The sequence below is a fragment of the Nostoc sp. JL33 genome, assembly GCF_017114985.1.
Taxonomy (GTDB): Bacteria; Cyanobacteriota; Cyanobacteriia; order Cyanobacteriales; family Nostocaceae; genus Nostoc.
In genome coordinates this window covers 29,256-41,949 of the sequence record NZ_JABXKP010000059.1, presented here as the reverse complement: position 1 = coordinate 41,949, position 12,694 = coordinate 29,256, and the positions used below count along the sequence as shown (strand labels likewise).

16 protein-coding genes are annotated in these 12,694 nt (G+C 43.4%); 6 read left to right on the top strand and 10 right to left on the bottom strand.

Going from position 1 to position 12,694, the window contains the following annotated elements:
* Positions 1-62: 62 nt before the first annotated feature.
* Both HWQ23_RS16290 and HWQ23_RS16285 read right to left on the bottom strand, forming a co-directional pair.
* Positions 63-467 carry a hypothetical protein gene (locus HWQ23_RS16290; protein ID WP_292829960.1) on the bottom strand — a complete coding sequence of 135 codons (405 nt, stop codon included), beginning with the start codon at positions 465-467 and terminating at the stop codon, positions 63-65.
* 2 nt (positions 468-469) lie between these two features.
* A complete protein-coding gene (locus HWQ23_RS16285) occupies positions 470-1,441 on the bottom strand; it encodes a hypothetical protein (RefSeq protein ID WP_292829958.1) in 972 nt (323 codons plus the stop codon).
* Positions 1,442-1,579: 138 nt separating this feature from the next.
* Between HWQ23_RS16285 and HWQ23_RS16280 the strand changes: the two genes are divergently transcribed.
* The 4 genes from HWQ23_RS16280 (at position 1,580) to HWQ23_RS16265 (ending at position 2,559) form a co-directional block, all read left to right on the top strand.
* Entirely contained in the window at positions 1,580-1,720 is a 141-nt protein-coding gene (locus tag HWQ23_RS16280; RefSeq protein WP_292829956.1) for a hypothetical protein, read from the top strand.
* Between the two features lie 18 nt (positions 1,721-1,738).
* The gene (locus HWQ23_RS16275; RefSeq protein WP_292829954.1) at positions 1,739-1,960 is read left to right on the top strand and encodes a hypothetical protein; all 222 of its coding nucleotides are present in this window, start codon (positions 1,739-1,741) and stop codon (positions 1,958-1,960) included.
* A 64-nt stretch (positions 1,961-2,024) separates the two neighbouring features.
* Positions 2,025-2,312, top strand: a complete 288-nt coding sequence (locus HWQ23_RS16270) for a BrnT family toxin (protein WP_292829952.1) — start codon at positions 2,025-2,027, stop codon at positions 2,310-2,312.
* Positions 2,281-2,559, top strand: a complete 279-nt coding sequence (locus tag HWQ23_RS16265; RefSeq protein ID WP_292829950.1) for a hypothetical protein — start codon at positions 2,281-2,283, stop codon at positions 2,557-2,559. Before HWQ23_RS16270 ends, HWQ23_RS16265 begins: the two co-directional genes overlap by 32 nt.
* 33 nt (positions 2,560-2,592) lie before the next feature.
* Here the strand turns inward: HWQ23_RS16265 and HWQ23_RS16260 are convergent, their stop codons facing one another.
* The 3 genes from HWQ23_RS16260 to HWQ23_RS16250 all read right to left on the bottom strand — a co-directional run bounded on the left by HWQ23_RS16260 (position 2,593) and on the right by HWQ23_RS16250 (position 5,094).
* Complete coding sequence (locus HWQ23_RS16260) at positions 2,593-2,826, bottom strand: DUF433 domain-containing protein (protein WP_292829948.1); 234 nt, start codon at positions 2,824-2,826, stop codon at positions 2,593-2,595.
* 352 nt (positions 2,827-3,178) lie between these two features.
* Positions 3,179-4,081 carry a S1 RNA-binding domain-containing protein gene (locus HWQ23_RS16255; protein WP_292829946.1) on the bottom strand — a complete coding sequence of 301 codons (903 nt, stop codon included), beginning with the start codon at positions 4,079-4,081 and terminating at the stop codon, positions 3,179-3,181.
* Positions 4,082-4,353: 272 nt separating this feature from the next.
* A complete protein-coding gene (locus HWQ23_RS16250) occupies positions 4,354-5,094 on the bottom strand; it encodes a dienelactone hydrolase family protein (protein WP_292829944.1) in 741 nt (246 codons plus the stop codon).
* Between the two features lie 343 nt (positions 5,095-5,437).
* Between HWQ23_RS16250 and HWQ23_RS16245 the strand changes: the two genes are divergently transcribed.
* Positions 5,438-6,421, top strand: a complete 984-nt coding sequence (locus HWQ23_RS16245) for a GntR family transcriptional regulator (RefSeq protein WP_292829942.1) — start codon at positions 5,438-5,440, stop codon at positions 6,419-6,421.
* A gap of 110 nt (positions 6,422-6,531) precedes the next feature.
* Here HWQ23_RS16245 and HWQ23_RS16240 read toward each other — a convergent pair whose 3' ends face one another.
* The 4 genes from HWQ23_RS16240 to clpP all read right to left on the bottom strand — a co-directional run bounded on the left by HWQ23_RS16240 (position 6,532) and on the right by clpP (position 10,336).
* Positions 6,532-7,140 (bottom strand): DUF1963 domain-containing protein, encoded by a 609-nt coding sequence (locus HWQ23_RS16240; protein WP_292829940.1) that lies wholly within the window; start codon positions 7,138-7,140, stop codon positions 6,532-6,534.
* A gap of 238 nt (positions 7,141-7,378) precedes the next feature.
* On the bottom strand, positions 7,379-8,287 hold the full coding sequence (locus HWQ23_RS16235) for an alpha/beta fold hydrolase (RefSeq protein WP_292829938.1): 909 nt from the start codon (positions 8,285-8,287) through the stop codon (positions 7,379-7,381).
* A gap of 114 nt (positions 8,288-8,401) precedes the next feature.
* Entirely contained in the window at positions 8,402-9,742 is a 1,341-nt protein-coding gene (clpX, locus tag HWQ23_RS16230; RefSeq protein WP_292829936.1) for an ATP-dependent protease ATP-binding subunit ClpX, read from the bottom strand.
* 9 nt (positions 9,743-9,751) lie between these two features.
* Positions 9,752-10,336 (bottom strand): ATP-dependent Clp endopeptidase proteolytic subunit ClpP, encoded by a 585-nt coding sequence (gene clpP / locus HWQ23_RS16225; protein ID WP_292829934.1) that lies wholly within the window; start codon positions 10,334-10,336, stop codon positions 9,752-9,754.
* Here clpP and HWQ23_RS16220 point away from each other — a divergent pair.
* The gene (locus tag HWQ23_RS16220) at positions 10,335-10,529 is read left to right on the top strand and encodes a hypothetical protein (protein WP_292829932.1); all 195 of its coding nucleotides are present in this window, start codon (positions 10,335-10,337) and stop codon (positions 10,527-10,529) included. The two genes, clpP and HWQ23_RS16220, sit on opposite strands and share 2 nt — an antisense overlap.
* Before the next feature lie 279 nt (positions 10,530-10,808).
* Here HWQ23_RS16220 and tig read toward each other — a convergent pair whose 3' ends face one another.
* Entirely contained in the window at positions 10,809-12,248 is a 1,440-nt protein-coding gene (gene tig, locus HWQ23_RS16215) for a trigger factor (RefSeq protein ID WP_292829930.1), read from the bottom strand.
* Positions 12,249-12,694 lie beyond the last annotated feature (446 nt).

Here is a 12,694-nt window from a genome sequence, read left to right as displayed (position 1 = left end):
AAAAAGCCTGACAATACAGACTTTTTAGAAAGTTTTGGGAGAGCGATCGCACTGTTATAAAATCAAAATGTCCATTCGTGATCTGGATCATCCAGGGCGGCGCGAACAGAAGCTAAATTTGCAAGGTCTTTGAAGGGGCTAGATTTAGCTATTTCTGTAATTGAGTTTAAAGTAAGGGCTAGTTGGTCATTATTGCCAGATGCGATCGCATTATCAACGACAGAAAACAAAGCGCGAAAGTTTTCTGCACGTTCATCAAAAGAGCGATCTAGATACGCCATCAGCAACTCTCGCTGGGCCTTAATCTTGGTAATTGTTTGTTTTTCCCAAGCCTCAATGTCTCGTCTCTTTGTCTGTTCCTGTTCGGCAACCTTCAGGTAATCGGTGTAAGTTAAAACCATTTGCTGTAGGTATTCAGCAGGATTGATAAATTCATTGACTACGGTGGTAACTTTTTTGACTGACATTCCTAATTACCTTCCAAAGTACGATACTTGGCTTGTATAGTCGCAGTAACAGGATTCAACTGCCCTTCACTATCTAAAACAGGAGTTTTCATGATTTCTGCAAGTGCTTTAACAAAAAGTGCGACTTTTTGAAACTTACTAGCGTCTCTGTTTTTGTTGAATGATGGTAAAGATTCAAGTTCTTGAAGACCTAAAATAGAAGATTTATTCAGACATTCAAATACACTCTGTAACTCAGTAATCCGCCGTCTTACTTGTTGCATAAAGTCTTTTGCTGCTTCAATTTTAGTGATCGCAGTGTTGACTTGAGCGTTGTACTCCCGTGCCTTTGTCAATGCTTTTTCGCCTTCACCAGCAAGCACAAAGCCTCCAATAAGGACAGCAGGGCCAACGGTGATACCACCTAAGACAAGAGAACCAAGAGCCATACCTCCGCCACCGGTAACTAATGAGCCACCGCCCAGCCATGCTAGAGTCGCATTCCAGGCTGCTGCACCGCTAAGTCCTCCTATTAGTGTCCCAGTACTGGCTACTCCTACAGAGGTAGCAAGACTCATTGCACCACCGTATCCTGCTGCTGCTGCCCCAATCGCCTTAGTGCCACCTTTGAAAAACTGTTCAGCTTCTACTGCGGCAGCTTTGTACTCCTTGATCTGCTGAACTGAAATTCCTTCCAGTCCTTCTAAAAACTTTTTCTCGCTTTGTTTTGCTTTACCGATATTTAGTTCGATAAAGTCAACAAAGCGCCCAATTGTACTCATCATCACATCAAGCTGAAGCTGGCCATATTCTTCTGCAAGCTTGTTAGTTGCCTCCCAATCTGCTTTCAACTCCCTGACTGCATCTGAGTGACGCTTTTCGGCACGTTCACCAATTTCCTTTGCCTCATTCATATTGCCAACACCTTCAGCACCTTTTACTGCTCCGAAAGCAGCGCTTGCTAAAGCAATAGCACCCAAAATCAGTGGAATCATGAAATACTCCTGATTGTGATTAGTATTTGGTTAGTACTTGTCTACGGGTTAAACATAAAAACAAGGCATCTCCTTATACTTATATTTCCCAGAGACACTAACTAATGAACATTCAGAAGGTATAAATTTGATGCTGCGATGAATGCAGTTGTCAATCCTTTTCGTGTTGAGTGCGATCGCACAGAGGCTAAAATCTCAATGCAATGGACAAGCGATGTCTACGACGGGCTATTCGGCGTCGCACTCGGCTTGCCGCAGGCATCGCAACTGTTTAGATAGATGACAGGAGGATTAATTATGTCCAATACTGCCCAAGAGATATACAGCCAAGTTGTTTCTAACTTGTCAGCGACTGAGCGGCTACGCTTGGCAACCCTGATTCTAAATGAGCTAGTCGAGCAAAACTTGTCGATCACCGAGCAAAGTGATACTTGGACTGAGCAAGATCAGGTTGATTTAGCATCCTTCTCCTTACAGTACGCAGCTTCAATTTTTCCTGAAAGTGAGCAGACAGTTTAGTGACATTCAATCCCGGTGATGTAGTCACAGTTGATTTTTCCGGTGTCACTGGTATATTGAGTCCATGAAGTTTGAGTGGGATGAGCGTAAAAACCAAAGCAATATTACAAAGCATGGTTTAGACTTTGCTGATGCTTTTCGCGTGTTTAATCTACCCATGCTTGTCTACCTAGATGAACGAGAAGACTATGGAGAGGATCGGTATCTCAGTATTGGACTACTTGATGGTCGAATTGTAGTAGTTATTTACACCGAGCCAGGTGAAGAAATGGTTCGGATCATCTCATTAAGAAAGGCACTGTCTCACGAACGAAAACGCTATGAACAATACCTCAAGAACCGATTGGGTTAGAGTCGATGCAATGAATGACGAAGACATCGACACCTCAGATATTCCACCCTTGTCAGAAGAATTTTTTGCTAAAGCACAATTGCGAATGCCCAAGTCAGCTGTAACAATAACAGTTAAGGTAGATCCTGAAACTTTTGCTTGGTTCAAAGAGCAGGGAGAGACTGCCGAACAGCAGATGGCTGTAGCATTAAAGATTTACGCAGAAGCACACAAAGCTTATCCAGCGTCTGAGGCGAAGTCAACCTAATACAATACTAAAACTGAGCATCAATCCAAATTTTCATGCTCTCAATCGAGGAAAGTCTGTTCGCCGTGCTGCAAACAATAGATAGGGTTGGATATCTTCGAGTTCAAGATCGGGAAAATCCTCTAAAATCTCAGAAACACTGACATTCTCAGCCAACATTTCTAAAATGTCACTCACACGAATTCTCATACCTCGAATACAAGGACGACCACCACACTGACCAGGAGTTTGAGTAATGCGAGTCAACAAATCAGCCCTTGGGTTCATGCAAGTATTTTAATATCAGGTATTTTATCTAACTCTATCCTACAGTTAGCGATCGCACTAATTCCGTGCTTGCCCTGATCTCCAACAAAAACTTCAATGCAACGGATTAGCGATGTCTACGACGGGCTATTCGGTGACGCACATCACTGTAGATTGATTTGAAGTAAGGAAACCCAGCACGGCTTACCGCAGGCATCGCAACTGTTAGGATAACGAACAGGAGGGTTTATTATGTCCAATAATGAGTCTGTGAAAAGTTTTCCTAATTTAAAATCCCCCCACATCTTTGTAGATGCAGGGGGAATTATCAAATAACCCACAACTTGGATTATTGATCAAGTCCATCTCAAAACTATTCAGATGTTTTGTTATTAGCTCTATTGGCACGCGCTTCAGCTGAAGCCATCACCTCATCAAAATTCTCTAGCACTTCGCCAGGGAAGTTTTCCAAAACTCTGGTAGAAAGAGCAACCCGCCCTTTACCCTCATCCAAGTCAATAATTACAGCTTTAATGGGCTGACCAACTTTAAATACCTTTTCTAGAGATTCAATGAATTTTTGGCTTACCTGCTTGATATGAAGCAAAGCGCCCATCCCATTTAAATCGACAAATACACCAAAAGGTTTGATGCCAGTAACTTTGCCTTCCACCAACTGACCTAGTTCTAATAAGCTGAAGTTGCTAGAACGAGTTGCTAAACGCTGCGAAAGGATGAGCTTGTTGGTGTTACGATTAATTTCCAAAAAACCCACAGTTAGATTTTGACCTTTGAGTGCTTCTAAATTATCACGCTCGGCCAGGTGCGATCGCGGAATAAATCCCCGCAAAGAAAGAATATCGACAGTGACACCACCTTTATTCACACCCATAACCCGTACTTGCACAGTTTGGGCATTCTCCTGCATTTCGGTCAGTCGTTGCCAGATTTGCTGAATTTCTAACTGCTTTCGAGAAAGAGTGACTTGACCTTCTGCATCCTGATCTCGGATAATCAAAAACTCCAGATCCTCTTGCAATGGCAGCACCTCCGATAAATCGGTAACTGCTCTCAAAGAAGCCTCATCGCGCGGCAGAAAAGCTGACGACTTACCACCAATATCGACATAAGCTCCATCATGGTCAAGTTGGAACACTTTGCCATGTACAACTTGTCCCTTTTGAAACTGGTAGTCGTGTTTTTCTAGTGCTTTAGCAAAATCGTCCATTGTAAACGACGAATTGGCTGTTTGAGAAAGTTTCGATTCGGAATTCATGACTTTTGAAGATTAATTGTTATTTGAGATGATGCAACTGGAGTTTAGATTGTCATTTGTCCTTTGTCCTTTGTCCTTTGTCTGTGGTTACGCGATATGCAACTTAATATTCTGACCTCTCTTCTAAAAGGAGAGAGGCTTTGAATTTTCCTCTTTTCCTTCATAGGAAAGGGGCCTGGGGGCTTAGGCTTGAGTAAAAATGGCACACGGCGTTGTGGTTATTACTAATGACAAATGACAAATGACAAAAAACGAACTTGGCTGCATAGACTTCAGTTCAGTTGACTAAAGAGTTGTTTTACTTGCTCCCAAGCATCGGCAGCAGCTTTAGGATTATAACTGCCACGATGGTCACAGAAAAATCCGTGATCAGCTCCATCGTAGCGAAACACACGATGAGGAATTTTATATTTTTCTAACTCTGCTTCAATCTCATCTACTTGTTCGGCTGGGATGCTAGCATCTTCTCTCCCAGAGAAGGCATACAGAGTACCCGTTATTTCTCTGGTGCGGGTGACACTAGGAGCGCCACCTCCCGGTGTGCGGGTGGTAATTCCAGCACCGTAGAAGGAAGCCGTAGCTTTAATATCTGGTAAGGTAGCTGCAAGATATGCGACGTGACCGCCAAAGCAGAAGCCAATACAGCCAAAACCATCTTTTTTCACTTGAGGCAGATTTTTCAGGTAGTCAATTGCTAGTTGAATATCGCTCAATAACTCTGATGCTTGAGTTTGCATAGCGTAGCTTCTGCCAGTTTCAATATCTTCGGGTGTATATCCGGTTTCAAAACCAGGAGCAATACGTTGAAAAAGTGCAGGTGCAATTGCTACATACCCAAGTTTGGCAATCCGTTCTGTAACTTCCCGAATGTGAACGTTGACACCAAAAATCTCCTGTAATACTACAACTCCAGGGTAAGATCCAGATTCTTTTGGCTCTGCCAGATAAGCAGACACTTGAACATTATCTTGCAAAAGATTAACTGTTGTGGTAATTATTGCTTGCTCTGCCATAATAATTTTTACTAGTGCTATATGATTAACCGTGTGTTTATTTGATATAACTATGCCAGTATGTCCAGGTTTTTTGCAATTAAATTATTAATTACCAATAATGAGCACATTAAAAATTTCTACGAGAAAAACTTTATCTGTAAACCAAATATTTGATATGTAGCAAATGCAGCTGGTCACTAAAAGAGTGCTGAGTTAAAAGTGCTGTTAGTGGATAGCTAAGGTTTAGCCCGTGCTGAAGTAGGAAAGCAGCACTTAATACTCCCCATTACCCCTTATCCCCAGAGGGGGCCCCACCTTTCCCACTCCCAAATTCAGCACTTAGTATTCAAGAGGTTTGCTGATGATTCAATTTCGTATTCAGCCAGACAGCGAAATTCCCGCATCAACCCAGCTGTTTAATCAAATCCGGTTTGCGATCGCTTCCCGGCAATATCCCCCTGCTTACAAATTGCCAAGTACACGGGCGCTGGCAATGCAAACTGGATTACACCGTAATACCATTAGCAAAGTTTACCGTCAACTGGAGGAAGACGGATTTGTTGAAAGTATGGCTGGTTCAGGAATTTATGTTCGTCCCCAAGGTCATGAAGGCGGTAGTAGGCTGCAATCACCAATTCTCAAACAAAATCCTAATGCATATCAAGTTGTCCAGAAAGCACTTGATGATCTGCTCTCTCAAGGATGTTCACTCAATCAAGCCAGAGAGCTATTTTTAGCGGAAATTGACTGGCGCTTGCGTTGTAGTGCGCGAGTGCTGGTTGCAGTTCCATCTTATGACATGGGTGCTGGTGAGTTGATGGTATATGAATTAGAACGATCTTTGAAAATCCCAGTCCAGTTGGTAGCAATGGAAGAATTAACAGCTGTGTTAGATAAAACTACCTCTGCAACAGTAGTCACAAGTCGTTATTTTATCAGTAACGTGGAAGCGATCGCAGCTCCAAAAGCTGCACGGGTAATTCCTCTAGATATCTACGACTACAGCAAAGAACTTAGCCTCTTGAAAACCCTACCAAAAGAAAACTGTGTAGGCATAGTTAGCCTCAGTTCCGGGATTGCACGAGCAGCAGAAGTTATCCTCCACGGTCTACGAGGGGATGAACTACTGGTGATGACTTCGCAACCAAAAGATGGTTATAAACTTCAAGCAATGGTTAAACGGGCTGAGGTAATCATAACCGATCAAGCCAGTTTTGCCGCAGTGCAAGCAGCCGTGCAAGCATTTGATGAAGATATTATTCGGCGACCAAAGCTGATTAAGGTTGAAAATTATATCGGCACTAACTCGATTAACTTGCTAAAACGAGAACTGGGTTTGGGTTAATCTCAAGATAATTAAGAGAGGGGAAGAATTGCATAGGCGGACACACCTAACAAATAACTCAGGATTTTAAGCTTCCCCGCCATAAATGGACGGGGATTTCTGAAAGCCATTTAGCAACATTGCCAAAGAAACTTTGCCCGTTGTTGACATACTAAACACACAAAGCCATATCCAGAACCCGCATCCCCAAACTGGATTTCGGCGCTGTATTGCAACTGAAATACAAACCTCATCCTAGCTCCACAACTACAGATAGGAGTTTCATCCGCTTGAATCCACAATGGTTCACCACCAATTTTGCCGCATACTTGGTTTTGAGATTGGTTTAAAATTTGACAATAAGTGTCAGCCGAATCATCACAGTGATCCAGACTTAATAATGTTTCTTCTAACAGAAATTCTTCTTTGTCACAAGGTGCTTCAAGACTTGTCAGGTTAGTTTTAGAAACCAATATCGCTGCATTGCCTCCTAAATCAGCATCCCACTCATCACACGATCCAGGATTATTAGTACACATAAATATGAGGAGTAACTGTTTGCGTTTACTAACCTCTTTTATTGCTGTTTCTTCTAAGTCAATTTGACCAATGAACTGCATCCACCCACCACATACGCTACAACTCCCCCATTGAGTATTTGAAGGCGCAAGGGGTTTCCCGCCCATCTTTGTCAACTGATGAAGGGAAATTTGATTAGATTCGCGTATTAATAAAGCCATTAGTTTATCGATCTAAAAGTTAGCTTCAAATCTAACATTAACAATTTATTGGGATGAGAAAGCGGTTGCCAACGACAATCGCTTTCTCAACCTTAAAATGATTATCATTTTAATTCCTGTATATTTTATTCTCTGGAAGTCCCTTAGATTTAGTTTAAACTTAGAACCTAACCTACATGGATATTAAGTTGTCATTAATAAAGGATTAAAGTGTGAACTCAGCCCAGTTAGGGTTACTCTACTGAGTTTTAATTTGCAAAAACTCTTGTACCCGTTGCAAGTAAGTTGACGCATCTTCCAACATCGGGAAATGAGCTGTGTTACGAATCATCACAAATTCCACTTTGTCACTCAGTGCGGCTGCTTGACTCCCCATCTCGGCTGGAATAATTTTGTCATACTCCCCTGCCACTAGCAAAGTTGGCACTGTCAGCTTGGCAAACTCTTGCGGCATCAATTCAGCTTGAGCCTTACTGACTGAAGTAAAAATTGTCCCTAAAGCCGCATCGTAATCTGCTTCGAGAAAATCTTGCAAAAAAGCTTGACGCTCAGAATGTGGTATGGAACTATGCAAAAATCTCGCCATAAACATCTGGTCAACAAATGGGATTTTGCTTAACCACTTGGGACGGAATTTTACTACATAGCCACCAAATTTATGAAAGGCACTAAAGGATTTTTCGTCGTACTCAAAAACGCCGCTACAGGTTAAAATTCCTCGTTCCACTCGTTGGGGGTAGCGGTTAAAAAATAAAGTGGCAACAGACGCGCCCATTGAATGAGCATTAATATAGACACGCTGAAGATGCAACCCATCTAACAAAGCTGCCAGATCATCAGCGTATTCCTCTAATTCATAGGTTAAGTCTGTGATTGCCTGTTGTGATTCTTTCTGGGGGGACTCAGATTCGGCAACAGCTTCACTTACTTCGGCTATGGTTGGCTTCCCACCAGAACGGCCAAATCCCCGCATATCGTAGAGTAAACAATCAAATTGCTCCGATAAAGCATTAGCGGTATTTTCCCAATATCTAGCCGAACCAGCCCAACCGTGCATGAAAATCATCACTGGTTTCACTAAAGAACCAGATGGTTTTTTCACCCATTCGTAGTAATGCTCAACGCCACGAACATTAATATAAGGCATTTTTGAGAGTTAGGAGTTAGGAGTTAGAAGTTAAGAGTTAGGAGTTTTGAATTCGGAGTTTTAAGTTAATTACTCACTCCCCACTCTTGACTCCTAACTTTACTCAGCACTGATTTACGCTGATTCTGGCTTTGGAAGTGAAGATGGATGTATTATCAGTTCGGCAGTCGATCGCTTCTCGACCATTTCCCGTGTTACTGTACAGCGTGTCACATCCTTACGAGATGGTAACTCGTACATTACATCCAGCATCAGTTCTTCGACAATACCCCGCAGCGCTCTAGCACCAGTTTTACGGCGGTAGGCTTCTTGAGCGATCGCTCGCAAAGCATCTGGTTTAAAATCTAACTGGACATTATCCATCTTCAGCAGCTTTTGGTACTGCTTGACTAAGGCGCTGCGTGGTTGGGTGAGAATCGCCATCAGCGTTTCTTCATCTAGCGGATCTACTACTGCTACCATTGGCACGCGCCCAATAAATTCTGGAATCATGCCAAATTTTACTAAATCATCCGGTTCTAGACTGCGAAGAGTGTCTGCGGCTCGTTTCTCCTTCGATTGTCCTTCTCCCGGTTGCACAAAGCCGATTGCTTTTTTGCCAACTCTCTGATCTACAATCTTTTCTAAGCCCACGAAGGCACCACCACAGACGAACAAGATATTACTTGTATCAATCTGGATACAGTCTTGATAAGGATGTTTGCGCCCTCCTTGGGGTGGTACATTGGCGATCGTTCCCTCTAGCATTTTCAGCAAAGCTTGCTGCACACCTTCCCCAGAAACATCGCGGGTAATTGATGGATTCTCGCTTTTACGCGCAATTTTATCAATTTCGTCAATGTAAATAATTCCCCGTTGTGCCTCCTCTATATCCAAATCTGCCACCTGCAACAGTCGCAGCAAGATATTTTCTACATCTTCTCCCACATACCCCGCTTCCGTCAGCGTCGTGGCATCGGCGACGGCAAAGGGTACATCCAAGATTTTTGCTAGGGTTTGCGCCAATAGAGTTTTGCCGCAACCAGTCGGGCCAATTAACAAAATGTTGGACTTTTGCAGTTCTATTGCATCATCCGCCCCACCTTTGCCACTGGCTTTAGACTGAATGACCGCCAGCCGCTTGTAGTGATTGTAAACAGCTACTGACAGCACTTTCTTCGCTTCGTCTTGACCAATGACGTGTTCGTCTAGATACTTTTTAATCTCTCTTGGCTTGGGTATTTGATTAAACGAAATACTAGAAGAGCGAGTACGCCGTTTTTCAGGTGGTTCTACTCTTGGTGCTGGTTGTGCTGCTGCACCATTGGTATCGAGTAACTCCTCGTCTAGTATTTCATTACACAAATCAACGCATTCATCGCAGATGTAGACTCCCGGCCCTGCGATTAATTTACGCACCTGCTCTTGAGACTTGCCACAGAATGAACACTTTAAATGGGAGTCGTACTTAGACATACCAGCCTCTTATTTCAGAATGGTGACGTTTTCCCCTGCTGTGGGAAGATTTTGCCTGGAAATGACCTGATCAATCAAACCGTAGTTCTTCGCCTCTTCTGCCGACATAAAAAAGTCGCGCTCAGTATCTGCTTCAATTCTTTCTAAGGGTTGACCAGTATGATGAGCCATTAACTGATTCAACTTAGCCTTAATGTAAAGAATTTCTCTGGCTTGAATTTCAATGTCAATGGCTTGACCTTGAGCGCCACCAAGTGGTTGGTGAATCATAATCCGGGAGTCGGGCAGAGACATTCGCTTACCAGCAGCCCCTGCTGTCAACAAAAACGCTCCCATGCTTGCGGCTAATCCAAAACAGATGGTAACAACATCAGGGCGAATTTGTTGTATTGTATCATAGATTGCCATCCCTGCGTAGACCGAGCCGCCAGGAGAATTAACATACAGTTGGATGTCCTTTTCTGAGTCCTCGGCGTCTAGGAATAACAACTGAGCCACAATTGAGTTGGCTACGGCATCGTCTATTGGCGTTCCCAAAAAGATAATCCGCTCTCGCAGCAGGCGGGAGTAGATGTCGAAAGCCCTTTCTCCCATGCCAGATTGCTCTATAACCATCGGCACGATGTTGCTAGGGCTGCTTAACTGGGAGTTAATGTTTATTCGACTTAAGTTACTGATGGGGGAATTTCCCGACTGCGATAGAAGCATACAAGCTTTCTTTGACGATAATTTAGGACAAATGTTTCAGCAGCAGATGCTGCCTTTTCAACGAATGGGATTTTTATAACCTACGTGTTAACCATTATGCCTCATATAATTTCCTCTCGTCTAACACAGTACCAAGCCGAGGTGATAACAGGTGTGACTATTTGCTGAAAATTCATTAATTCTTTAATTATTCTGCCTTCATCCCTGAGTCGCCAGGAGTTAAAAATCATGAGCCAAACAGGGCATTGGTTATTTCTCCCCCTGTTCCCTGCTCCCTGCTCCTTGCTCGCTCTTACCTTACCCATTTCACCAGTACTTTAACTCAGAACTGGTGAACTCATGGCTGTGGGATTTTTTATTATCCTTCTGGGACTTCTGTAGAAGCTTCGCTGTTTTCTTCCTCAGTCTGAGGTGCATCAGCATCAGCATCTGATTCTGCGGCTTCCGTTTCCTCTGCGGGACTCAAGGAACCTTCGGGTACAAGTTCAACGGAGGAGTGTTCTAAGAGCCAATCGATGATTTTTTCGGTTAATAGTTCGTTTTCCACGATTGAGCGCAGTTTATCTTCATCAACCTCTTGTTCCTCCGGGTATTGCTCCAAAAGTTCTGTGACTCTGGCTGCGATTTCTTCTGGTGTTACCTCGATAGATTCGCGTTTACCGATTTCCCGCAAGGACAAGGAGCGTTTGATGCGTTCAATTGCCTCAGTGCGCGATCGCTCCCGCAACTGAGGAATAATATCTTGAGTGAACAACTTTTTCACATCCAATCCCTGTTGAGACAGGCGCATTGCTGTTTGCGTTAACATCGCATCCACTTCTTGCTCAATCAATGTTGCTGGTAAGTCAACTTCTACGTGCTTGAGCAGTTCCGTTAATAAGGCTTCCTGCTTATTGGTTTTTGTTTTTTCGTCCGCCTCTTTTTGATATCGCTCTACCAAAGAAGCGCGTAACTCCTCTAAGGTTTCAAAATCGCTGATTTCTTGAGCGAAATCGTCATTTACTTCTGGTAGCTCCTTTTCCTTGAGTTCTTTAAGTGTCACGCTGAACGTTGCCGCTTTTCCAGCTAATTCTTCATTAGCATACGGATCTGGGAACTGCGCCGCAATTTCTTTGGTTTCTTCCGGATTCATCCCCACTATTCCCGAAATAAAGCCTGGAATAAACTTATCTTCCTGCAACTCAACTTGAAAATCAGTTGCTTCGGCTCCGGGAATCGGTTCTAGTTCAGCTGTTTCGTCCTCGCCCTCAACTCTGGCGAATGAACCTTTAAAATCGACTACGGCGACATCGCCGATTTGGGCTGTACGTCCTTCCACAGGAATCAATGTCGCTAATTCTTGACGTTCCTTATCCAACGTGTTTTCCACTCGTTCTGGATCGAACTTGACTTCTTCGGCCTTAGCTTGCAAATCAGTGTATTGCACTAGATTCACTTCTGGTTCTACATCGACAGCAGCCGAAATCGTCAGGGGTTTTCCCGGTTCATAATTCTTAATCAAATCCTCAAAAGAGGAGCGCAATTGCGGCTGACCGATTGCCGGGATAGCTTCTTGTTTGACTGCTTGCTCAATGCCATCTTGAATTAGTTCTTCTAGCGCTGCTGCCTTGATTCGAGTTGTACCCAGCCGTTGTAGTAATATCGGCCGAGGCACTTTACCTTTACGAAACCCAGGAATATTGGCAGTACTCGCTAAGTTTTTAATGACCTGTTCGTAAGTTTTCTTGGTAATTTCCGGCGTAATCTCTATTTCCAGACCAATTTGGCTGGCGGGAAGTTTTTCCTGGGTGACTTTCATGCTTCGTCTCTAGTTTTCTGGTATTTTATACTCCGAGTACACACAAGACGCAATAATTGTTCGCGTTTATGGCTTGATGTCTCTTAGGGGCAATGGGAGTTTGCCAAAAGGTCTGATGACATCCAAGGATGGATGTTTGTTTGTCCTGGGGCAAACATCCAGTTTACTGCCAATGACCAAGGACTTGACATTTTACCTTCATAACAATTTAGTTAATGGGGGCATTGGCCAAACAGGGCATTGGAAAACTCTTCCCCACTCCCCACTCCCCACTCCCCACTCCCTCTGAAAGTTAGGAATTAATTATTCAGCTGGCTAATGCCGTGATATCCTGGTTCTCAGCGAGTGGTTAGTACCCCCAAGTTAAAGTTATAGTATTGAGTCTAGCTATTATTAAGTTGTGGTACGAGAGCGCATCTGTTGCCTAGCCGCATAGCTCAGTTTTA